Below are 23055 nucleotides of genomic sequence, written 5' to 3'. Positions count from 1 at the left end.
AAAATGAATATAAATGTTCTTAAATAGTATTTTTAAGAATACATAAGCCTGCCTAGTATCCGCTCCATGCCCGCTGACAGAGGGTCTGCTGCAGCCAGTAGCGGGAACCTGCCAAGGAGCAAGAACATGACCGCAACCCTTCGTGACCTTGAAGGCCAGGACGCCGCCAGCCTTCTGCGCGAGATCCAGGCTGCCTTGCACGGCCTGAAGTTCGGCTCAGTGGAAGTCACCGTGCACAACGGCCAAGTGGTGCAGATCGAGCGCAAAGAGAAGTTTCGTCTGCAGCCACCGACCGGCAAGCACGCCTGAGCCAGATTACCCATAACCCCAACAAGCCCGACTGGACCACCGGAGGGCGTGACCATGAGAAGAGCCAAGACCATGACCACGCACCGGTACTGCAGCTGTCGCCCGCGAATGCGTAGCTGACCTTCCTAAAAAAACCACAACTCGAATCCAAGTTTTAGGAGCTGCACCATGTCCATTCGCCGTTTTGCCCTGGCCGCCCTGGCCGGCGCCCTGCTGGCCGGCCCAGCTGCCGCCCAGACCCTGCTCAATGTGTCCTACGACCCGACCCGCGAGCTGTACAGCGAGTTCAACGCTGCTTTCAATAAGCACTGGCAAGCCCAGGGCAACGCAGCCCTGACTATTCAACAATCCCACGGCGGCTCGGGCAAACAGGCCCGTGCGGTAATCGACGGCCTGCGTGCCGACGTGGTGACCCTGGCCCTGGCCGGCGACATCGACGAGCTGTACAAGCTCGGCAAGCTGATCCCCGAGGACTGGCAGAGCCGTCTGCCGCAATCGAGCACGCCGTACACCTCGACCATTGTGTTCCTGGTGCGCAAGGGCAACCCCGAAGGCATCAAGGATTGGGATGACCTGGTCAAGCCGGGCGTGGAGGTGATCACGCCGAACCCGAAAACCTCCGGCGGCGCACGCTGGAACTTCCTCGCCGCCTGGGCCTACGCCCAGCAAAAATATGGCAGCGAAGAGAAGGCCCAGGCGTTTGTTGGCCAGCTCTACAAGAACGTGCCGGTACTCGACACCGGCGCGCGTGGCTCGACCATCACCTTCGTCAACAACAACATTGGCGACGTGCTGCTGGCCTGGGAAAACGAAGCCTTCCTGGCCCTGAAGGAAGAGGGTGGCGACAACTTCGAAATCGTCGCGCCGTCGCTGTCGATCCTGGCCGAGCCGCCGGTGGCGGTGGTCGACAAGAACGTCGAGCGCAAGGGCACGCGTAAAGTGGCTGAGGCCTATCTCAACTACCTGTACAGCGATGAAGGTCAGCGTCTGGCGGCCAAGCACTTCTACCGCCCGCGTAATGAGGCCATTGCCGGTGAATTCGCCAAGCAGTTCCCGGCGCTGAAACTGGTGACCATCGACAAGGACTTCAACGGTTGGAAAACCGCACAGCCGAAGTTCTTCAATGATGGCGGCGTGTTCGACCAGATCTACCAGGCCCAGTGACCCGCGCACCCTACTCCTCGTACAGGTTTATGCCATGTCTAGCCGTACTTCCCCCGTCATACCCGGCTTCGGGCTGACGCTGGGTTACACCCTGGTGTATCTCAGCCTATTGGTGCTGATTCCCCTGGGCGCCATGTTCGTGCACGCCGCTCAGCTCACCTGGGCCGAGTTCTGGGCGATTATTTCCGCGCCGCGGGTGCTGGCGGCGCTCAAGTTGAGCGTTGCCACGGCCTTCGCTGCTGCCGTGATCAACGGCATCATCGGTACGTTGCTGGCCTGGGCGTTGGTGCGTTACACCTTCCCAGGACGCAAGGTGATAGAGGCCATGATCGATTTGCCCTTTGCCTTGCCCACCGCCGTCGCCGGTATTGCCCTGACCGCCTTGTATGCCCCCAGCGGGCTGATTGGCCAGTTCGCCACCGACCTGGGTTTCAAGATTGCCTACACCCCGATCGGCATCACCCTGGCGCTGACCTTCGTCACCCTGCCGTTTGTGGTGCGCACTATCCAGCCGGTATTGGCTGATATCCCTCGCGAGGTCGAAGAAGCGGCCGCCTGCTTGGGTGCCAAGCCGTGGCAGGTGTTCCGCCATGTGCTGCTGCCGGCGCTGTTACCGGCCTGGCTGACCGGCTTTTCCCTGGCCTTTGCCCGTGGCGTTGGCGAGTACGGCTCGGTGATTTTCATCGCCGGCAACATGCCGATGAAGACCGAGATCCTGCCGCTGCTGATCATGGTCAAGCTTGATCAATACGACTACACCGGCGCCACCGCCATCGGCGTGCTGATGCTGGTGGTGTCCTTCATTCTGCTGCTGCTGATCAACCTGCTGCAGCGCCAGATCGGCAAATCCTGAGGAGGTCGCTATGTCGTCTATCACCCTGACCGCGTCAGCCTCGGCCAACGCCGCCCGGCGCGGCAACGTGCTGGGTCGCCGGCTGCTGATCCTTGCGGCCTGGCTAGTGTTCGGACTGTTTCTCCTGCTGCCCTTGCTGGTGGTGCTCAGTGAGGCGCTGAAGCAGGGCCTGGGCACCTTCTTCGGCGCGATCTTCGAGGCCGACGCCATTTCCGCGCTGCAGCTGACCCTGCTTGCGGTGGGCATTTCGGTGCCACTTAACCTGGTGTTCGGTGTCTGCGCCGCCTGGTGCGTGAGCAAGTACGCGTTTCGCGGCAAGAGCCTGCTGGTGACCCTGATCGACCTGCCGTTCTCGGTGTCACCGGTGATCGCCGGGCTGGTCTACGTGCTGCTGTTCGGCGCCCAGGGCTTCTTCGGCGAATGGCTGCAGGAACATGACATCCAGATCATTTTCGCCCTGCCGGCCATCGTCCTCGCCACGGTATTTGTCACCGTGCCCTTCGTCGCCCGTGAGCTGATCCCGCTGATGCAGGAGCAGGGCACCCAGGAAGAAGAGGCGGCGCGCCTGCTCGGTGCCAATGGCTGGCAGATGTTCTGGCACGTGACCCTGCCGAACATCAAATGGGGCCTGATCTACGGCGTGGTGCTGTGTACCGCACGGGCCATGGGCGAGTTCGGCGCGGTGTCGGTGGTCTCCGGGCATATCCGTGGCTACACCAACACCCTGCCGCTGCATGTCGAGATTCTCTACAACGAATACAACCACGTCGCTGCCTTCAGCGTCGCCAGCCTGCTGCTGATCCTGGCGCTGTTCATCCTGCTGCTCAAGCAGTGGAGCGAATCACGCATCAACCGCCGGCGCCACAAGGCTGAGGACGAATAACCATGTCGATCGAAATCACCAACGTCAGCAAGAACTTCAACGCGTTCAAGGCGCTGAACGACATCAACCTGAATATCCAGAGTGGCGAACTGGTCGCCCTGCTCGGCCCGTCCGGCTGCGGCAAGACTACGCTGCTGCGGATCATTGCCGGCCTGGAAACCCCGGACAGCGGCAGCATCCAGTTCCACGGCGAAGACGTGTCGCGCCACGATGTGCGCGACCGCAAGGTCGGTTTCGTGTTTCAGCACTACGCGCTGTTCCGCCACATGAGCGTGTTTGACAACGTCGCCTTCGGCCTGCGCATGAAGCCCAAGGGCGAGCGGCCCAATGAAAACCAGATCAAGAAAAAGGTCCACGACCTGCTTGATCTGGTGCAGCTCGACTGGCTGGCGGATCGCTACCCCGAGCAGCTTTCCGGTGGTCAGCGCCAGCGTATCGCCCTGGCCCGTGCCCTGGCGGTGGAGCCGAAAGTGCTGCTGCTCGACGAACCCTTCGGCGCGCTGGATGCCAAGGTGCGCAAGGAACTGCGCCGCTGGCTGGCGCGCCTGCACGAAGAAGTGCACCTGACCTCGGTGTTCGTCACCCACGACCAGGAAGAGGCCATGGAAGTGGCGGATCGCATCGTGGTGATGAACAAGGGCGTGGTCGAGCAGATCGGCTCGCCGGGCGAGGTCTACGAACAGCCGGCCAGCGACTTCGTCTATCACTTCCTCGGCGATGCCAACCGCCTGTATGTCGGCGACGATCATCACGTACTGTTCCGCCCGCACGAGATTCACCTTTCGCGTCAGGCCGAAGAAGACCACCAGGCCGGTGAAGTGCGTGATATTCGCCCGCTGGGCGCGATCACTCGGGTGACCCTCAAAATCGCCGGGCAGAGCGAGCCGATCGAAGCGGAAGTGGCCAAGGATCACCTCAGCCTGGCCAACCTCGCCCGCGGTGAAACGCTGTACTTCAAGCCCAAGGCGGGGCAACCGACCTTTTAAGAGGGGCTGCCGCCTGGCAGTCCGCGATACTCATGCACATCCGCATGAGTATCGCTTCGCTCAACACATCCTACGAGCCATACCAACGCGAGATAGCGCCTCCTTGACGGCACATCTGCGACCAAATCACTCTTTCGAGGCATGCTTGCGCGCCGTGAGCGCAGTAGTCTCTTGCGGTTGATGGATATGTAACTCTGTCTCCATATTGCTCAAAAAAATAATAAGGAGCACCCCGGAATGCGCAACATGCCGTTCTTTCGTCAAATCTCCCTCTGCCTGCTCGGCACCCTCGCCTGCCTCGCGCCACTGGCTTTTGCCGAGGCGGTCAGCCAGCAGGAGCACGTCCAGGTTCAGGCCAGCCGGGCGACCAGCAGCCTGATGCTGTTACGCGGCGAAGGTTTCCAAAAGAAACACCAGGACACCCTCGACGCCGACCTGCAGTCACTGGCGGGTGCGGTGCAAAGCCTGCCGCAGGGCAGTGATACCCTGCGCAGCGCGCACCAGGAACTGGTGGCTCAAATCCGCCGTGGTGTGGCCTTTGGCCCGGACGAAGCAGACATGCCCTGGCGCTACCCGGAAGACCTGAGCAAGGCGCTACTGGGGCTGTTGCAGGAAGCACGTCAGCTGTCGCCAGAGGGCGACAGCGAGCTGGCCGCCAAGCTCGAATACCTCTCCGTGCAGTACCTTAGCCGCGCCTATCTGGGCAACTTTGAAATCGCCCGCGAGCAGACCGATACCTACCTCGGCCAGGACGAGCGCAAACTGGTGCCCGCTGTCGATAGCGAGCTGACTGTGCTGGATGCCAAGGCCGATCCAGACCTGGCCAAGCTGAAGGTTCGCTGGGAATACCTGAAAGCCGCGCTCAACGACCTCAACAGCCAGAGCAGTGCGCTGCAAAGCGCTTCCGGCCGAGCTTTTGCGCCCATGACCGTATACCGCCACACCCGCGCGCTGACCCAGCAGTGGATGGCGATGAACTGACAGCCCTGGCTCACTGTCAGCCTCGGCTCAACGAGGTTGGCCGTGAGCCTGGGCTGCCTGAGCATCAATCGTTGAACGGAGTCGGCGAAATCAGTCTATCGCCAGCTTCGCCCGGATGCAGGTCGGCCCCGCGCGCTGCACCACGGCCTGCTCGACCTCCTGGCGCAGACCAAGCAGAAAGGCGGCCTCTGCGGCGACAAACAGCGGCCCGATCACCAGGCCCATGACATCATCGACGAACGCCGGTTTGCGCCCCTCGTAGTAATGACCGATGAACTGAATGATCCAGCCGATGACGAACAGTGCCAGGCCGCTGCTCAGCCAGAGCATGGTCGACTGCAGCGCCAGCAGCGCGCCCGCCCACAGACAAAGCCCAAGCAATACAGTCATTAACAGGCCGAAACGCAGATCGAGGCGCAGGTAGAACAGCGCGGCGGCCAATGCGGTCAAGGTCGCTGGCGACAACCACAGACCCGCCAACTCCACAGCAGGGCGCGACAACAGCACGGCGACCGCCAGCACGATCAGCGGAATACCGATGAAGTGACTGCAGATATTGCGCCGGTCGCGGTGATAGGCGGCGTACTGGGCGAGGTGATCGACAAGGGTTTTCATTATGATTGTGCTCATGCATGACAGACCTGTGCATGGTGGCTCAACCCCATCGGGCCACACTGTCAGCTAGCCGACAAACGCTGGAGAAGCGCATGAAAGACCCTCACGACTACCGCGCCTGCCTGCGCAGCGGCCACTGGTTCAGCGCCCTACCCGCAGACCTGCAAGAGGCCCTGCTAAACACTGCCCACGTGCACAATCTGGACGCCGGCCAGCGCCTGTTCCATCGTGGCGATCCGCCCAGCGGACTGTATGCGGTGGTCGAGGGCGCCGTGCGCATCGGCGCGGTCAGCCAACAGGGCAAGGAGGCGTTATTGACCCTGGTCGAGCCGCCTTACTGGTTCGGCGAGATTTCCCTGTTCGACGGCCAGCCGCGCACCCACGACGCCTTCGCCGAAGGTGCCTGCACCTTGCTGCTGGTGCCCCAGGCCGCTCTGCTCGCCCTGCTCGAACGCCAGCCGCAGTATTGGCGCGACTTCGCCCTGCTGATGAGCCACAAGCTGCGCCTGGCGTTTATCGCCCTGGAGCAGATCAGCCTGCTCCCCGCCGCCCCACGCCTGGCGCGGAGGCTACTGATGATTGCCGAGAACTACGGCGAAGGCGAGCCGCGCCGAGTCCTGCACCTGCCCCAGGAGCAGCTGGCGCTGATGCTGGCGATCTCGCGGCAAACCACCAACCAGATTCTCAAGGAGCTACAAACCCAAGGCATCGTGCGCCTGAGCTATGGCGAGATCGAAATCCTCGATCTGCCGCGCCTGCGTCAGGCGGCGATGTAAACGGCACGCTACTCAACCCGCCCGGTGCACGCGATAATCGCTGCGGTGCCCTACGGCCCGGTTCTTCGACACAGAGTACGCATCCTTCCCGATAGCCAGAGCCCAATACCCCGATGCCCGTCATCTCAACCTCGAGCGACACTGCCACCCTGCCCCTGGTCCTGGCCGGGCCGCTGTTGCGCCGTTTGCAGCCTGATCGGCTGTTGCTCTGGCTGGTCGGTTCACAGCCGCTGCCACTAACCCTGCAGCTGGTGTTTGCTGCAGAGGGCGCGCCGACACGTTACGACTACCCGCTGACGGACGAATACTGCCAGGTGATCCAGATTGGCGAACGGGCGTTTCTGCACCTGGTCGACCTGCCACTGCAAACCCCGCTCCCCTGCGATGTGCAGATCGACTACGACCTGTTGGTCGCAACTGGCGGCCAGCCGCCACAAGGCATCGCACAGTGGGCAGCGCACCTGCTGTATGGCAACGCCCAACGTCCGAACTTCGTCCTGCGCTCACGCATCGACCAGTTGTTGCATGGCTCCTGCCGCAAGCCACACCACCCGGCGGCAGACGGCCTACTCTGCGCCGACCGACTACTGGCGCCCCCCCATAGTCCCAGCCAGCGCCCGGCCTTGCTGCTGATGAGCGGCGATCAGGTGTACGCCGACGACGTCAGCGGGCCGATGCTGCATGCCATTCATCAGTTGATCGAGCGCCTGGGTTTGTTTGGCGAGCACCTCGATGGCGCGCTGGTCGCCGACAGCGACGCGCTCTATAAGCACCCGGCCAACTACTACCAGCGCGCCGACCTGCTACCGGCGCTGGCGAGCAACGAAACCCTGCGCGAGAAATTCTTCGGCGGCGTGGCAAAGCCCATTTTCACCAGTAGCAGCGCCGACAATCACCTGGTCACCCTGGCCGAGGTGCTGGCGATGTATCTGCTGGTCTGGTCGCCAACGCCCTGGACCCTGCTCGCCACTGAAATGCCTACGCTCGGTGCAGAACAGGCCGCACGCTACGCGCGGGAACGCGTACCCATCGACACCTTCCGCGCCGGGCTTGGCGGTGTAGCTCGCGCCCTGGCCCACTTACCGACCCTGATGATCTTCGATGACCACGATGTCACCGATGACTGGAACCTCTCCGCGCTATGGGAACAAACCGCCTACGGTCACCCGTTTTCCAAGCGCATCATCGGCAATGCACTGATCGCCTACCTGCTGTGCCAGGGCTGGGGCAATAATCCAGACGTGTTCACCGAACACCTGCAACAGATCCAGGCGATGAGCAGCGGCCGCGACTGTCACAATCACCTGGACAGTGCTGCCCAGGATGGCCTGATCGAGCAACTGCTGCATTTTCACCACTGGCATTATGTGCTGCCCACCACCCCTGCACTGGTGGTGCTCGACACCCGCACCCGGCGCTGGCGCAGTGAGCACAACCTCAAGCGGCCATCAGGGCTGATGGACTGGGAGGCGCTGTGCGAGCTGCAGCAGGCGCTGCTCGACCATCCTTCGGCGATCATCGTCTCCCCGGCACCGATCTTCGGGGTCAAGCTGATCGAGGGCGTGCAGAAGCTGTTCAGTTGGGCCGGGCACCCCTTGATGGTCGATGCAGAAAACTGGATGGCCCATCGCGGCGCGGCCCAGGTGATCCTCAACATCTTTCGTCACTCGCGTACCCCGGGCAACTACGTGATTCTCTCCGGGGATGTGCACTACTCGTTCGTCTACGAGGTGCTGATTCGCCAGCGCAAGCGCGGACCGCACATCTGGCAGATCACCAGCAGCGGCTTGAAGAACGAATTTCCGCCGCGCTTGCTCGACTGGTTCGACCGTCTCAATCGCTGGCTCTACGCCCCCTGGTCGCCGCTCAACTGGCTGACCAAGCGGCGGCGCATGCAGGTTGAGCCGCGTATCCCGTCACGCAGCAAGGCTGGCGAGCGCCTGTGGAACGGTGCAGGGCTGGGCCAGGTGTTCTTCAACGACAACGGCCAGCCTTGTGCGATTTATCAGCTGAATGCCGACGGCTCGCCAGCGGTGGCCTTCGTTGATAATCGCGACAAGGCACCGACCTAGCAAACCTCACTCAGCCCCGCAGGAAGACGCTAAAGGCTCGCGGGCATGGCCCGCTCCTACAATAGGCGTAACCCTGTAGGAGCGGGCCATGCCCGCGATCTGTTATGGCGAATGGCTTAGCGCAGCTTCTCCAGCATCTGGTAGTACCACATGCCGGCGGCCAGCATCGGGTTGCCGAACAGGTCGCCGAGCGGCACCTTGATCTGCTTGCAGGCGGCGAAGGTGTCGAACTGCTGCAGCGTACCGGTCAGGGCGTTGGCCATGATCTCGCCCATGATGTGGCTGGTGGCGATGCCGTGCCCGGAGTAGCCCTGGCAGTACCAGACGTTGTCCGAGAGCTTGCCCAGCTGCGGGATGCGGTTGATCACGATGCCCATGGCGCAGCTCCACTGAAAATCAATGGCGACGCCCTTGAGCTGCGGGAAGGTCTGCTCGATGCCCGGGCGCAGCTCCGCAGCAATGTCCCGCGAGTCGCGCCCCGAGTAGTTGCAGCCACCGCCGAACAGCAGGCGACCGTCGGCGGTCATGCGGTAGTAATCAAGGACGAAACGGCAGTCGTACACGGCCAGGTCCTGCGGGTTGATTTCCTTGGCCAGCTCACCGAGGGGCGCGGTGGTGACGATGCCGCCCATGGCCGGGAAGATCAGACCCTTGAGCTTTTTCGCCTCCAGCTTGTGGTAGACATCACCGGCCAGCAGCACCTGCTTGGCATTGATCCGACCTTCGGCGGTGACCACCGCCGGGGTGGCGCCGTGGATGATCTCCAAAACCTGCGAATGTTCGAAGATCAGTGCACCCAGGCTTTCGGCTGCTCTGGCTTCGCCGATACACAGGTTGAGCGGATGCAGGTGCATGTTGCGGCTGTTCTTCAGCGCGCCGCAGTAGAGGTCGCTGGCCAGATGGCTCTGCACCCCGGCGCGGTCGAGCAGGGTCACGTCGCTGGCCATACCATGGCGCACGGCCTCAACGTGAGCGGCCTCCAGCTCGTGCATATGCACCGGCTTCATCGCTGCGTGCAGATGACCGTGCTTGAGGTCGCACTGGATAGCGTATTTTTCTACGCGGCTCTTGATGATTTCGTGGCCGCGCCAGCGCAGGTGCCAGATAAAGTCATCCACCTCCTCACCGAGGGTGTTGCGCATCTGTTTGGTCATCGCCGCATCGCCCGACAGACTGCCGGTGACCTGGCCGCCATTGCGCCCGGTGGCGCCCCAGCCGATCTTGTTGGCTTCGACGATGGCCACCTTGAGGCCGCGCTCGGCCAGTTCGACGGCGCTGGCGACCCCGGTGAAACCGCCACCGATAATCACCACATCGACATTCAACTCGCCCCTGAGGGTCGGGTAGTCGGTTTCCTGGTTGAGGGTGGCGCTGTAGTACGACGGGCAGCGCTCGGCTGCCGGGATGACGGCATTGATAGCGGCGGTCATGGGGAAATCCGTTGTTATGAGCCGCGGCCTTGGCGGCGGCTGTTGATCGGCGCGTTCGCGGCTAAAGCCCCTCCTACAAGGATCGCGGGGATCCGTGGGAGGGGCTTTAGCCGCGAAGCTTCATAATGGGGTCGACTCAGGCCTGGCTCAGGTACCAGCGCCAATCCTGCTCGCCGACTTCGGCCATGAACTGGCGGTACTCGGTGCGCTTGATCGCCAGGTAGACCTTGAGAAACTCCTGCCCCAGGGCCTCGCGGGCCCAGCTGGAACGCTCCAGCGCCTGGATCGAGATCAGCCAGTCGGTGGGCAGCAGCTCCTTGGCCTGGGCATAGCCGTTGCCCTCGATCGGTGCGCCCGGATCGAGCTGCTCGCGGATCCCGCGGTGGATACCGGCGAGGATCGCCGCAGCCGCCAGATAAGGGTTGGCATCGGCGCCGCAGATGCGGTGCTCGATATGCCGGGTGTTGGCCGGCCCGCCCGGCACGCGCAGGCTCACGGTGCGGTTATCCACGCCCCAGGTCGGTGCCAGCGGTGCGTAGCTGTTGGCCTGGAAGCGCCGGTAGGAGTTGGCGTTGGGGCAGAACAGCAACAAGCAGTCGAGCAGGCCCGCCAGCATGCCCGCGACAGCTTGGCCCAGCAGCGGCGTGCCAGCAGGTGCCTCACTGGCGAACAGGTTGCGACCCTGCGCATCGGCCAGGCTGACGTGCATGTGCATGCCGGTTCCGGCCAGGTGATCGAATGGCTTGGCCATGAAGCAGGCCTGCATCCCGTGCTTGTGCGCCACGCCCTTGACCAGGCGTTTGTAGCGTACCGCCTGATCCATGGCCAGCAGCGCATCGCCATGCTCCAGGGTGATTTCCACCTGGCCCGGGGCGTATTCGGAAATCGCCGTGCGCGCCGGGATGCCTTGCAGCTTGCAGGCCGCGTAGAGATCGGCGAGGAACGGCTCGATCTGCTCCAGCTCGCGCAGGCCATAGACCTGGGTGCTGCGCGGACGGCCACCGTCACGGTCGAGTGCCGGCTGCGGGCGACCCTGGCTGTCGCGCTGCTGGTCGAGCAGGTAGAACTCCAGCTCACAGGCCATCACCGGGTGATAACCCTCGGCCTTGAGCGTGTCTATCACCTGCACCAGCACATGCCGCGGGTCGGCAACGGTGGCTGGCATGCCCTCGCTGGGGTGCATGCTGACCTGCACGGCGGCAGTAGGTATCTGCCGCCAGGGCATGCGGGTCAGGCTGCCCGCCAAGGGATAGGCGCGGCAATCGATGTCACCGACCTCCCAGACCAGCCCGGTGTCTTCGACGTCATCGCCGTTGATGCTCAGGCCAAGGATAGTGCTCGGCAGTGGTCGGCCGCTGGCATACACCGCGAGCAGCTCATCGCGGTGCAGCAGCTTGCCGCGCGGCACGCCGTTGGCGTCGAGGATAAACAGCTCGAAGAGTTCGATATCGGGGTTTTGCACCAGGAAGTCCTGGGCATCTTGCTCGGAGGCGAATGGCATGAGGCTCTCGTTAGCGCCAAGCGGCGCACGTCCGGCCGGTGGCGGCAGGACACAATCATCGGAAGGGCTGCACACAAGCGCAGCCGACTTATTCAGATTAGAACGAAAGCGCTATCCGGTGGGCGGGCATGACGGCAATGCCATAACGCCCAGAACGCGAGAATTTCAGGCAGTAGCGGGTTGAGCCTATCGGCACCAAAAAACATGCACTCCCGTCGCGACGGGAAGAACAGAGGGCGAACCAGACAACTCACGGGCGAATTCATTGGCTGAGACTCGCATGCTGGCGAGCGAGGGTTAAACCTGACTTTTCACACGCTCAGTTGTGATGATGCTAAACATTCGACCGCCAAGCGCGAGCCAGGTCGCCGATCGTGCAGGCGCTCGTTCGCCGTCTTCGACGAAGCACTGTCGTGCAGCAAACTGGAGGTAACCGCGCTTGCTGGTCTGCTGGCACCTGTGGGAGCTAAGCGGACAACGTCCGCCCAACGATCAACAGCTTCGCGCCGGGTCAGCCTGCTACACGTGCGCGGGAAAGCGTTTGGGAGCAGCCGCAGTAGGCGAGCGTTTTTTTACACCTTCTCAGGCTTGTAGCCCAGGCGCAAACCGCCCCAGTGCCGGCCCTGCACCTGAATCGGCACGGACAAGTCGTGCATCAGTTCGCCGGTATCGCGCATGTAGGTTTGCAACAGCAGGCGCTGTTGATGACTGCCACAGCGGCTGCCGGTGCGGTCGTTGAACAGGCGCTTGCTGCGGCTCTTCGCCGTGTCCCGCACGCGGTCGCCGCTGGCCGGATGATTGAAGGCACTGTTGTGGGTGGGTACGTAGCCTTCCGGGGTGCTGGCGATGGCGAACACCAGCCCTTCGTGGCGCGCCAGCAGCGGCTCCTGCAACGTCGGCAGGACCTGATCGGCATAACGGTCGAAACGGGTCTGGTACTTGGCCGGAAAACTACCGGGAATCGGCTGATAGTGACGGTCGAACAGGTCGTCGAGACTGACCCGGCCAGCCTGGATATCGGCCTCGAACTGGGCGGCGATGCTCGCGGCCCCTTCACGGGCGAGGTCATAGATACGCTGGTGGTAGTCGTCCAGGCCCACGGCGGCGAGCTGTTCGCTGACGGTCTCCGCCTGGCCGACCAATTGTTCGGCGGCGCCACCCAGTTGGCGGGTCTGCGCCTCACTGGCATGCACGTCGCCGCGCAATTGCTCGACGGCGACAAACAGGCTGGCCAGACGCTCATGGTTACTCGCAGCGCCAGCGCTGATCTGCGCGACCTGACTCTCAACGTCCACGGCCAGCTCGGCGATGCCCTGCAACTGCCCGCCCGTCTCCTCGATCTGCCGGGCAGCCTGGTCCAGTTCGCTGGCTTGCTCCTGGATATGCGCCACCACCGCCGAGCTCTGCTGGCGGATATCGCTGACCATCTGGCCGACTTCTTCAGTGGCCGTGGCAGTGCGGGCGGCGAGGTTGCGCACTTCGTCTGCGACCACCGCAAAACCACGGCCCTGCTCGCCGGCCCGCGCCGCTTCGATGGCGGCATTGAGCGCCAGCAGGTTGGTCTGGCTGGCAATCGACTGGATCACCAGAGTGACCTGCTCGATCTGTTCGGTGCGGCTGCTCAGGCCGCCGATCAGCTCGCGGCTGGCCGCTGTCTGCGCGCTCAGGTGCTGCATCCGAGTAATCGCCTGAAGCAGCGCCTGCTGGCCGTCGGCACTGCTTTGGCGCACGGTCTGCGCGGCATTCAGGGCCTGCTCGGCACGTCGGGCACTGTCCTGTTCGGTATGGGTGATGGCGTCAGCGCCCTGACTGATTTGCTCGACCGCGAGCAGCTGCGATTTCAGTTTATCGGCCAGCTGCTGCACCGTATGCGCCACTTGGGCGGCGGACAACGCGTTATGGCAGGTGTGCTGGGAGAGGTTTTGGCTAAGTTCGGCGAAGTCTGCAGCCGCTGCACTGTGGTGCGCAGCAGTATCCTCACCGCGCCGCCAAGGACCAAACCAGGGCCATAGGGCTAGCACTAGCAACAACCCAATGCTCAGATAACCAGGCAGCGGGACTTGCTGAGAGACCACGATCAAGGCGACTAGCCCGAGCACGTGCATGATGCAGGCGGTGGGGGAGCGGGTAACGGCAGAGCGCATGACGGACCTCATAGTTTTTATTCTGGCGAAACCAGGGCCAACTGCATCCTTACTCACGCAGTTCGCACACCTGTCGCTCAAGCATCTGAACCGGGCGCGCAATGCAGGCGAATCGCTCGCCTACTCACTGAGTCGGCTGACGCGGGGCGATCTGTAGTCAGCCCCGATAGCCGCTGGCGCAACGATGCTTGATTCGATCACTCAACGCAGCGAGAAACCATGGCACTTTGGTAGCACATGGCTAGCCGCAAAGGCGATGGCGCTGGATAAACCCACGGTCGAGGTAATCCTTCCAGCGGCCAAACAGGCGGCCACCCGCGCTGTAGTCGCGCCAGCTGAGCAAGGCGCCACCATCGCCGGTGGCGAGCAGTGCCAGGCTTTGCCGCTGAGGGCGATAGTCGCGCAGCGGCAGACCGCGCAGCGCAGCGTTGAGGTTGGCCGCCAGCACCGGTGCCTGACGCACCGAATAGACCCCGCTTTTGCGCACTCCCGGCAGACTGGCGCAATCACCGACGGCGAAAATATGCGGATGGGAGAGACTTTGCAGGGTTGTTGCAATCTGCACAAAGCCGGCTTGATCGTCGCCCAAACCGCTCTGCGCCAGCCAGGGCAGTGCCTGCGCACCACTGGCCAGGAGCAGGCGCTGGCCGCGCCAGACCGGCGCCTCGCCACTGATCAGGCAGTCGCCGTCGATGCGACTGATTGGGCAATCTTCACGCACCCGCACGCCGCGCTGACGTAAATGGCCGAGGGCGCGCATGCGCAGGCCAGCCGAATGACCGGCCAACAAGTGACCACGGCAAAACAGCGCCAGCGCCGGCACTTGGTCGGCCAGCGCGAGGGCCAGCTCGACCCCGGCCGCACCACCGCCAAGGATCGCCATGGGCTGCGGATCGGCCTGCCAGTTCTGCCAGCCGGCAAGAAATTCCGCGAAGGGTTTTACCGCCAACACCTGCATGCCGGCGCCCACTTGCGGCGGATGGAAAACCTGAGCGCCAACATTCAACGACAGCCAGTCGGCATTCAGGCCCCGACCATCGGTCAGGTGCATCTGTTGCTGTACGGCTGACAGCGCCTCAGCCTGACCGATAATCAGCTCGACCTTGGCCGCTCGACACAGCGGCGCCAACTCGACCTGGCAATCGGCTGCGACGTAGCGCCCGGCCAGCAAGCCCGGCAACATCCCGGAGTACCACGCCTCGTACCCGGCACTCAGCAAGGCAATGCGCCCAGGCGGTCGTTCGATCCGCGCCCAACGGCGCAATACGCCGAGGTGGGCGTGGCCGGCACCGATCAATAGCAGGTCATAGTGGTTCATCGAGCCGAGGCTTCCCTTGATTCACGGCTGAAACAGTGACCGCATGGTAAAGACTATGCGCCTGGTCTGTCGTCAAGCGATAGCAGGTTCACGGTTTGACCTGCAATTTCGGTGCGCTGAAATGGCTCTCGACACGCTCGCGGGTGTTGTCGCTGTCGGCAGCAAACACCACGCCCAGGATGCGCCGCGGTGCGCTACCGAAGGCGGCAATTGCATCGGCGCGCAGGTCGCGACGCTCTTCCTGCCACTGCCCAAGCGGCGTCTCCGGGCCACGCAGTACCAGCATCTCTACCGTCTCGGTATAGGCACTGGGGGCGCGCGTACCGGGCGCGGCGCGGTTATCCCAGACATAGCTCAGGGTCGCAGCCGGCAGATCCGGGTCGAAGAAGGTGCGCGCCAAACGCAACTTCTGCCGGGTGACAAAGCTCAGCGAATCCAGCGGGTAATCCAGCAGTACATAGACCCGCGCCGCGTAGTCGTCACCCTCGCGGGTGGCGAAGCGGGCCTGCTCCAGCTTCTGTTCGGTGCGCCATTGCCAGCTCAGCTGCCAGGGCTGATCGCCTGGCAGATCCAGCGGATGCAGCAAGCCGCCAGCGGCGGCATCGGCCTTGATCTGCAGCACCTGCTGCCCACCCTGGTCGACCAGAGTGCGCTCGGACGGTTTGAGTTTGGGGATATCAGCCAGCCGCCAGGGTGATGACCATTCGCCTGCGGGCGGGCCGGCCGTCCAGGGCGTCAGCAGATTATCCGCTGGCGTGAACGGGGCGAAAGCCAGCAGCACCAGCAACCAGCCGCGCATCAGCTGCGCCTCCAGCCATGGAAGCGCTCGACCAGGCGCAACAACCCCTGGGGCGCGTGGGCGCGTTTCCACTCGCCGGCCGCGTATTTATTGGCCTCGCTCATGGTCGGATAGGTATGAATGGTGCCGAGAATCTTGTTCAGCCCCAGGTTGTACTTCATCGCCAGCACATACTCGGTCAGCAATTCGCCAGCGTGCTCGCCGACGATGGTGACGCCAAGAATCCTGTCCTTGCCGGGCACGGTCAGCACTTTGACAAAGCCATGGGCGGCCTCGTCGGCAATCGCCCGATCCAGATCGTCGATGCCGTAACGAGTCACCTCATAGGCAATGCCCTGGGCCTGCGCTTCCGTCTCGGAGAGGCCGACGCGGGCCACTTCCGGGCCGGTGAAGGTGCAGTGCGGAATCACCCGATAATCCACTTTGAAGCGCTTGAAGCCACTGAACAGCGCGTTAACCGCCGCATACCAGGCCTGGTGCGCTGCCACATGAGTGAACTGGTACGGACCAGTGACGTCACCCACCGCGTAGACATTCGGCAGACGCGTGGCCAGGTATTCGTCGGTTTCCAGGGTGCCGTTGGGCCGCACGGTAAGGCCCAGCTCCTCGACACCATAGCCGGTGACGTTGGCCACCCGGCCGAGGGCCAGCAGCAGGCCGTCGAAGGCGATGGTCACCTCTTCGCCGGTGTCCAGGTGACGGGCGATCATGCGCTGCTCGCCATTGACCATCTCAAAGCGTTCGGCTTGATGGCGCAGGCGCAAGTCGACACCATCGGCGCGCAGGCTATCCATCACCGCGGCACTGGCATCGGCATCCTCGCGCGGCAACAAGCGCCCGCCGCGCTCCACCTGAATCACCTGGCTGCCGAGGCGCTGAAACGCCTGGGCCAGCTCACAGCCAATCGGCCCACCGCCCAGCACCAGCAGCCAGCGCGGTTGTTCGCGCAGCCCCCAGATGGTGTCCGAGGTATAAGCCTGCACCTGCTCCAGCCCAGGGATGTCCGGAACCAAAGGCCGAGCCCCGGCGGCAATGATCAGATTACGGCTGGTCAGGGTCTGACCGTTGACCTCCACGCTCCAGGGCGAAAGGATTTTCGCCTCGCCCTGGATCACCTCGACCCCCAGACCGCTGTAGCGCTCCACCGAATCATGCGGCTCGATATCGGCGATCACCCGCTGAATACGCGCCATTACTGCCGCGAAATCCACGGTGCCCTGCACGCCACTAAAGCCCAGTGCAGGGCCTTTTTTTAGCTCGTTGGCCAGTTTGGCAGAGCGCAACAGCGCCTTGGATGGCACGCAGCCAGTGTTCAGGCAGTCGCCGCCCATCTGGTGTTTTTCGATCAGGCTGACCTTGGCCTTCACCGCCGCCGCGATATAGGCGCTGACCAAGCCGCCTGCGCCAGCGCCGATCACCAGCAGATTGCGATCAAAGACCTTGGGCTTGTGCCAACCGGCATAGACCCGCCGCGCCTGCACCAAGCCGAGCAGTTTGCGCGCGATCAAAGGAAACAGGCCGAGCAGAATGAATGCCCCGAGCAGCCCCGGCGAGAGAATACCGGCCAGCGAATCCAGCTGGCCCAGTTCGCGCCCAGCGTTCACATAAACCAGCGTACCCGGCAGCATACCCAGCTGACTGACCCACCAGTAGGTGCGCAACGGCAGGCGGGTCAGGCCCATGGCCAGGTTGATCAGGAAGAACGGGAACACCGGCACCAGGCGCAGGGCAAACAGATAAAACGCACCTTCGCGCTCGACCCCGGCATCAATCCCGGCCAGGCGCTGACCGAAGCGCAGCCGCACCCAGTCGCGCAACAGAAACCGGCTGCTGAGCATGGCCAGGCTCGCGCCCATGGTGGAGGCGAAGGACACCAGCACAAAACCTTCGAGTAAACCAAACAACGCCCCGCCCAGCAGGGTCATCAACGCAGCGCCGGGCAACGACAACGCGGTAACGGCGACATAGGCGATGAAAAACAGCCCCGCTGCCTGCCAGGGATTGCTCATGACCTGGGCGTTCAGCGCCGCCTGCTGCGCCTTGAGCGCGTCCAGACTGAGGTACTGACCGAGGTCGAAGACAAAAAAACTGCCCAGCAGGGCGAGAATCAGACCCATCAGGGCGATTTTGCGGCTATTCATCAGTCAGCGCCTCCTGAGCGCACAGGCGTTGGCACAGGCTGAAACCGGCCAGCAGGGCATGCTGTGGCTGATCCGCCACGGCGCCCAAAATACGTGAGCGATAAGACAACGCCGCCGGGCTGGCTGTCGGCCATTGGCGGTCGAAGTCGGCAAGAAAAGCCTCGTGAGCGTAGTGCAACGGCAGTGCCTCGATAAACAACCCATCCCGCTGGCAGCGATACAACGCTGCCGGATGGGCCGTGGTAGCAATCCGGCTGATCAGCCCGTAGTGGCCGTCAGCGAAGTTCGGTAACCCGGCCGCGCCATTATTAATCAGCGCGCCATGGGCCAGATTCAACGCCACCGCAGCGCAGGTGTGGCTGGTAGCCAACACCCTGACCTGCTTGGCCGCCAACCACTGATCCAGTTGCTGCTGGCGCCCAGGCTCGGCCAAGGCCTCACGGGCGCAGCTCCAGCCAGCCAGGGAGTATTCATCACCGTGACTGATCGCCACCCGCTGGCCGCCGACACTGACCAGCGCCGTGGCCGGGCGTGCGGCCAGTCGCGCAGCCATGCCAGGCAAGCGCTGCACAGTCTGGCTCAACTCGCGCTGGATGGCATTGGAGCGCTCAACCAGGGCGTCATCGACGCTTGCCGGGTAGGCGCAGCCGCAACCAGCGCCACTGTCATCGAGTCGCCCGAGTTCGGTTTCGACGTTGCCGCGCAAGGCCAGATGCCCGCTCAAGCCCTGCTCTACTTCTTGAAAAACAGGTGTATCGCAGTCGAACCAGTGGGCATCGCCGTTGAATACCACACGCGCCTGCGGCTCTGCATCCAACCGTTGCTGCAGCGCGGCCAGGGCCTGGCGATTGCCGTAGAGGCCACCAACCACATACAGACTCTGGCAGTCGAACAACGGCTCGCCAGCGAAGGCATCGCTGGGCAAACGGTAATCCAGCGGGCAATCGCGACCGGCGCGCATCAGGCTCGACCCCGCAGCCAGCCAGGAATCAGGTAACCGAGCACGCAGAGACCCAGGCCATACAGGTTGACGCCCAGCAGCAGCGCATATTTGCCGTCGCCGATGGCCAAGCTTTGCGGAATCCAGCCAAGAGTGAGGGCTACGCCCAGGCCCAGGCCAGTCCAGAAGCTCAGGTGAAAACCCAGTCGCGTCGGGGTGGTCAGGCCGTGCAGGATAAACACCGGCGCCAGGCCGATAACCATGGTGCCGCTGATAGTCGTGGCCTTGAGGATATCGGTACCAGCGATCATCGGCAGGTTACCCAGCAAGGCAAACACCACCATCACCGCCATGCCCACGCCGATGGCTTTCTGACCCAGGTCGCGGCCTGCCAGTTTCGGCAGCTCACGCCCGGCCAGCTTGGCCAGGCTGGAGAAGGTCGAGTCGAGGGTCGAGCCAGCGGCCGAAACCATCACCACCGTCATCACCAGCAAGGCACCGATGCCCATGGTCTTGGCCAGGGCCGCCGGCACGTTATCCGAGGCGGCCAGGCCGGTGAGCTGGGCATGCACGCCGATCAGGCTGAAGGCGAGAATGGCGAAAAAGCCCAGCACCCCGGCGATGACGAAGGAGCGGCGCATGGTCTTTTCTTCGCTGATAAAGCCGCGATCGGTCAGTACCGGGTCGTGGAAACCGTAGCTGAAGGCTTGCAGACCGGCGACCAGGAGCAGATCGACGCCGGCATTCAGTGCCCAGTTACTGGTGCTGACCAGCTCGGCAGGCGAATGCTTCGGCAGCACCAGGCTGAGCACCCAGACCAGCGCGACGATAAAGATGGCCGCCTGAGCGGCATCGGTGAGGATCGAGCTGCGCAGGCCGCCACGCAGGCTGTAGGCCAGGGTCACGGCAGTGAACAGCAAGGCCGAGGCGATAAACTCCAGGCTGCCGGAGTCGCCGTAATAGCCGCCAACCACCGCTGTATTGCTCCACACCTCGTTGAACAGGCGAATCAGAATGGCTGCCGAGAACGCCAGCGCCGCGCCACGCCCGTAATGGCTACTCAGGAAGCTCACCAGCCCGGTAGCCGCATAGCGCCGACGCAGGCGATAGATGACGAAACCGGTCAGCGGGATCGACAACCAGTACATGGCATAGGCCAGACCGCCGACCAGGCCATAACTGGCGCCAAGGTTGGCGGCGTTGGTCACCGACTTGGCGAAGATCCAGCTGATGAAAATACTCGAGGTCAATAACCAGGGTGCCGCGCTCCGCCCCTGACTGTCCTCGCCATTGAAGAAACCGCCAAGCGTCACGGCACGCGGCGCCAGCGCCAGCATCAGCACGCCGTAGAGCACAAGAAAGCCCCAGAAAAACAGCCCGGTAAGACTGGTGGGTTGCATGGAACGGTCCTTAGTAGATGGCTATATCGGCGGGTGTAAGGTGCACCGTGCGCACCAATGCTTCATTCCCTGCGGTGGTGCGCACAGCGCACCCTACGGGGTTAGTCATTAAGCGCGCCGCCACAGCTGGAGCCTTGCCCGGCGGTACAGGCATAGCAGTGATCACGGGTGACGATGGGGTTGCCATCAAGGTTGGCGCCCAGCAGATCGCGCAGGTGCGGCCGATCCCGGCCGATCACCTCAGGCAGCACCAGCGGCAAGTCGAGCATCTGGTTAAAGTCACAGTCGTACAGGTAGCCCTGCCAGTCGACGCTGACCAGGCTGCGACACATCAGCGGCTCGAGGTTTTCCGGGCGGTAGCTGTCGCGCAACAACTGCATATAACTGTTGAACTGGCCCTTGCTGACCAAGGTGCTACCGAAACGCGCGATCGGCTGGTTGGTGATGGTCAGCAGGTTGTTGAAGACAATGCCGAAGTCTTCGGCCAGGTGACGTTTGTAATCGGCCTCCAGCTGCGCTTGCGCAGGGGGCAGGCTGGCGCCTTGCGGGTTGTACACCAGATTCAGAATCAAGCCGCTGCCTTGCATGCCGTAGCCCAGTTTATTGAGCATCTGCAGGCCGACGATACTGGCGTCGAACACGCCATCGCCGCGCTGCTTATCGACGTTATCGCGCGAGTAGCAGGGTAAGGAGGCGCTGACTTCCACCCCCTGATCGGCAAGAAACTGCGCCAGATCCTCATAGCCCGGCTCACTCAGAATGGTCAGGTTGCAGCGGTCGATCACCCGCAGGCCTTCACGGCGCGCATGCAGCACGAGCTCACGAAAACGCGGATGCATTTCCGGCGCGCCGCCGGTGAGGTCGAGGGTGCGCACGGAATGGGCGTCGATCACCTGATGCAACAGCGCCAGACTCTCATCGGTCATCGCTTCGGTGCGCGTCGGCCCGGCATTCACGTGGCAATGCAGGCAGCGCTGGTTGCAGCGGTAGGTCAGGTTGATCTGCAGCGCTTCCAGTTGGCCACGGCGAATTGCCGGAAAGGCCAGTTGGTCGAGCAAAGGCAGCATGGCGTGCACGGGTGACTCCTTGGCGGGCGACTGCCGATAGGGCATCCGACTTTGGGTACGAACTATAGAGACAGACCGGGGCTTTTTGTTACGACGCCATTGATACGAATTATGAGCAAAAAACTGTAGACCCCTAAATCTGTCGACAGCGACGCGGTCCGGGCCTGCATACGCAGTGAAATCGGCCGCTGACACCGTCGTATGGGTCGCCACTTTATAGTACGAAGGCTCAATATTTATTGGCTGTGACCGAGATAAGATAGGCGCCCCATGCGTACAGACCTCAATACCCTTGGTCTTCAGGAGCAGTAACCATCATGTTTGACCGCAAATGGCGTTTGCGTTGTGAAAGCCTTGAACAGGAAGTCCGTCGTCTGGAGCAGGACAAGCTTGCCACACAGCGTGAGCTGGTTGAGCTACGTGCCTTTCAGCAGCAGACTCAGCTTGATAGTAATGAACTGAACCGCGTAACCCGCTATGAGCATGAACTGCATGGCAAGCTTGCCCGCTTCGAGGATTCTCTGCAGCAAACCCGCGATGGCGTAGTCCAGCAAGCTGAACGGCTTGGCCATGAGGTCGAAAAACTCAACCAGAACAGCGGCATCTTTCAGGAAACCTCTGCGCTACTGGCGGGCTTCTCCGACTCGCTGGGCAGCATGGCTGAGCAGGGCGTAAGCAGTGTCGAGAGCGTCAACCTGCTGCAACAACGGGTCAGCGAAATCAGCCGAATCGTCGAACTGATCAAGGCGATTTCCGACCAGACCAATTTGCTCGCGCTGAATGCGGCGATTGAAGCTGCCCGAGCCGGTGAACAGGGTCGTGGTTTTGCCGTGGTGGCCGATGAGGTACGCGCACTGGCCCAGCGTACCAGCCAGGCCACCCAGGAAATCAGCGCCCTGGTGGGCAGTATCAACCAGGAAACAGACAGCGCAAGCCGCTCCACCAGCAGCCTGTCCAGCGAAGCGACGCGTCTGTCCACGGACGTTGCACGCTCAGCACAGACCCTGGATGAGATGGTCGTACTCGGCGAACACATGAGTCAGCTGATCGAAAACATCGCCCTGGGCTCGTTCTGTGAGGCGGTCAAGCTCGACCATCTGCTGTTCAAGCTAACCGTGTACCAGCGCCTGTTCCTGCATGACAACAATACCCAATTGAGCACTCACACCACCTGCCGCCTGGGGCAGTGGTACCAGAACAGTGGAACCACGCAGTTGTATGGCAAACAGCGCAGCTTCCAGCAACTGGATACGCCGCATAAGACGGTGCATGAGCGCGCTCACGAAGCACTGGAATCCGCTCAGCAGCAGGATTGGAACAAGGTACTGCGCGCGGTCACCGAGATGGAGAAAGCCAGCATGGAAGTCAACTCACTGATCGCCGAACTGGCCCATCAATAAGCACCCAGTCACCTCAGGCCGCAACCCGCCACTGCGGCGCAATGTCCGAGGCGCAGCGTGCCGTATACAAAAGGCCCGCTTGCGCGGGCCTCAGTCAAACGCCCAACATGCTGAGCCGTGGGGTTTTCACTCGGGTCAAGCCAGCTCGTCGAAGCACTCGGCGATGATCGCCAGGCCACGGTCGAGCAGGGCATCTTCGGCGGTCAGCGGTACAAGCACCCGCAACACGTTGCCGTAGGTGCCGCAGGACAGCAGGATCAAGCCCTTGTCGCGCGC

At 62.8% G+C, this 23055-nt stretch carries 19 protein-coding genes and 2 pseudogenes; 10 read left to right on the top strand and 11 right to left on the bottom strand.

Going from position 1 to position 23055, the window contains the following annotated elements:
• Window positions 1–126 precede the first annotated feature (126 nt).
• From oscA to Q8K09_RS09720, 6 genes are all read left to right on the top strand, one after another.
• The gene (gene oscA, locus Q8K09_RS09745) at window positions 127–309 is read left to right on the top strand and encodes a sulfur starvation response protein OscA (RefSeq protein ID WP_305254768.1); all 183 of its coding nucleotides are present in this window, start codon (window positions 127–129) and stop codon (window positions 307–309) included.
• 168 nt (window positions 310–477) lie between these two features.
• Window positions 478–1473, top strand: coding sequence for a sulfate ABC transporter substrate-binding protein (locus tag Q8K09_RS09740; RefSeq protein WP_305254767.1), 996 nt, complete (start codon window positions 478–480; stop codon window positions 1471–1473).
• A gap of 34 nt (window positions 1474–1507) precedes the next feature.
• Entirely contained in the window at window positions 1508–2326 is an 819-nt protein-coding gene (gene cysT, locus Q8K09_RS09735; RefSeq protein WP_305254766.1) for a sulfate ABC transporter permease subunit CysT, read from the top strand.
• Between the two features lie 10 nt (window positions 2327–2336).
• Window positions 2337–3209, top strand: coding sequence for a sulfate ABC transporter permease subunit CysW (gene cysW, locus Q8K09_RS09730; protein WP_305254765.1), 873 nt, complete (start codon window positions 2337–2339; stop codon window positions 3207–3209).
• A gap of 2 nt (window positions 3210–3211) precedes the next feature.
• Window positions 3212–4195 carry a sulfate/molybdate ABC transporter ATP-binding protein gene (locus tag Q8K09_RS09725; protein WP_305254764.1) on the top strand — a complete coding sequence of 328 codons (984 nt, stop codon included), beginning with the start codon at window positions 3212–3214 and terminating at the stop codon, window positions 4193–4195.
• A gap of 237 nt (window positions 4196–4432) precedes the next feature.
• Window positions 4433–5176 (top strand): hypothetical protein, encoded by a 744-nt coding sequence (locus Q8K09_RS09720; RefSeq protein WP_305254763.1) that lies wholly within the window; start codon window positions 4433–4435, stop codon window positions 5174–5176.
• Window positions 5177–5266: 90 nt separating this feature from the next.
• Here Q8K09_RS09720 and Q8K09_RS09715 read toward each other — a convergent pair whose 3' ends face one another.
• Window positions 5267–5791 carry a DUF962 domain-containing protein gene (locus Q8K09_RS09715; protein WP_305254840.1) on the bottom strand — a complete coding sequence of 175 codons (525 nt, stop codon included), beginning with the start codon at window positions 5789–5791 and terminating at the stop codon, window positions 5267–5269.
• Window positions 5792–5883: 92 nt separating this feature from the next.
• Between Q8K09_RS09715 and Q8K09_RS09710 the strand changes: the two genes are divergently transcribed.
• A complete protein-coding gene (locus Q8K09_RS09710) occupies window positions 5884–6567 on the top strand; it encodes a Crp/Fnr family transcriptional regulator (RefSeq protein ID WP_305254762.1) in 684 nt (227 codons plus the stop codon).
• Between the two features lie 113 nt (window positions 6568–6680).
• A complete protein-coding gene (locus tag Q8K09_RS09705; RefSeq protein ID WP_305254761.1) occupies window positions 6681–8639 on the top strand; it encodes an alkaline phosphatase D family protein in 1959 nt (652 codons plus the stop codon).
• A gap of 116 nt (window positions 8640–8755) precedes the next feature.
• Here the strand turns inward: Q8K09_RS09705 and Q8K09_RS09700 are convergent, their stop codons facing one another.
• The 9 genes from Q8K09_RS09700 to arsS all read right to left on the bottom strand — a co-directional run bounded on the left by Q8K09_RS09700 (window position 8756) and on the right by arsS (window position 21379).
• Window positions 8756–10057 (bottom strand): NAD(P)/FAD-dependent oxidoreductase, encoded by a 1302-nt coding sequence (locus tag Q8K09_RS09700; protein WP_370869501.1) that lies wholly within the window; start codon window positions 10055–10057, stop codon window positions 8756–8758.
• A 148-nt stretch (window positions 10058–10205) separates the two neighbouring features.
• Window positions 10206–11570 (bottom strand): glutamine synthetase family protein, encoded by a 1365-nt coding sequence (locus Q8K09_RS09695; RefSeq protein ID WP_305254759.1) that lies wholly within the window; start codon window positions 11568–11570, stop codon window positions 10206–10208.
• A gap of 572 nt (window positions 11571–12142) precedes the next feature.
• On the bottom strand, window positions 12143–13675 hold the full coding sequence (locus Q8K09_RS09690) for a methyl-accepting chemotaxis protein (RefSeq protein WP_370869500.1): 1533 nt from the start codon (window positions 13673–13675) through the stop codon (window positions 12143–12145).
• 280 nt (window positions 13676–13955) lie between these two features.
• Window positions 13956–15032: an FAD-dependent oxidoreductase gene (locus Q8K09_RS09685; RefSeq protein WP_305254757.1), complete on the bottom strand. Its 1077-nt coding sequence runs from the start codon at window positions 15030–15032 to the stop codon at window positions 13956–13958.
• An 88-nt stretch (window positions 15033–15120) separates the two neighbouring features.
• Window positions 15121–15831, bottom strand: a complete 711-nt coding sequence (locus tag Q8K09_RS09680; protein WP_305254756.1) for a DUF3047 domain-containing protein — start codon at window positions 15829–15831, stop codon at window positions 15121–15123.
• Complete coding sequence (locus Q8K09_RS09675) at window positions 15831–17972, bottom strand: FAD-dependent oxidoreductase (protein WP_305254755.1); 2142 nt, start codon at window positions 17970–17972, stop codon at window positions 15831–15833. The genes Q8K09_RS09680 and Q8K09_RS09675 overlap by 1 nt, the downstream gene beginning before the upstream one ends.
• Window positions 17965–18933: a hypothetical protein gene (locus tag Q8K09_RS09670; protein ID WP_305254754.1), complete on the bottom strand. Its 969-nt coding sequence runs from the start codon at window positions 18931–18933 to the stop codon at window positions 17965–17967. The genes Q8K09_RS09675 and Q8K09_RS09670 overlap by 8 nt, the downstream gene beginning before the upstream one ends.
• Window positions 18933–20312, bottom strand: a complete 1380-nt coding sequence (locus tag Q8K09_RS09665; RefSeq protein ID WP_305254753.1) for a sodium:solute symporter — start codon at window positions 20310–20312, stop codon at window positions 18933–18935. Before Q8K09_RS09665 ends, Q8K09_RS09670 begins: the two co-directional genes overlap by 1 nt.
• Before the next feature lie 101 nt (window positions 20313–20413).
• The gene (gene arsS, locus Q8K09_RS09660; protein WP_305254839.1) at window positions 20414–21379 is read right to left on the bottom strand and encodes an arsenosugar biosynthesis radical SAM (seleno)protein ArsS; all 966 of its coding nucleotides are present in this window, start codon (window positions 21377–21379) and stop codon (window positions 20414–20416) included.
• Between the two features lie 734 nt (window positions 21380–22113).
• Here arsS and Q8K09_RS21275 point away from each other — a divergent pair.
• Together Q8K09_RS21275 and Q8K09_RS21270 are read left to right on the top strand one after the other, a co-directional pair.
• Window positions 22114–22389 (top strand): annotated as a pseudogene (locus Q8K09_RS21275) (methyl-accepting chemotaxis protein); the annotation flags it as partial.
• A 3-nt stretch (window positions 22390–22392) separates the two neighbouring features.
• Window positions 22393–22779, top strand: a complete 387-nt coding sequence (locus Q8K09_RS21270) for a CZB domain-containing protein (RefSeq protein WP_370869499.1) — start codon at window positions 22393–22395, stop codon at window positions 22777–22779.
• A 135-nt stretch (window positions 22780–22914) separates the two neighbouring features.
• On the opposite strand, the pseudogene Q8K09_RS09650 reads toward Q8K09_RS21270, so the two are convergent.
• Window positions 22915–23055: pseudogene (locus Q8K09_RS09650) on the bottom strand (4-aminobutyrate--2-oxoglutarate transaminase); the annotation flags it as partial.

Source organism: Pseudomonas sp. (assembly GCF_030683065.1).
Lineage (GTDB): Bacteria > Pseudomonadota > Gammaproteobacteria > Pseudomonadales > Pseudomonadaceae > Aquipseudomonas.
This window is presented reverse-complemented; position numbering and strand designations above follow the sequence as displayed.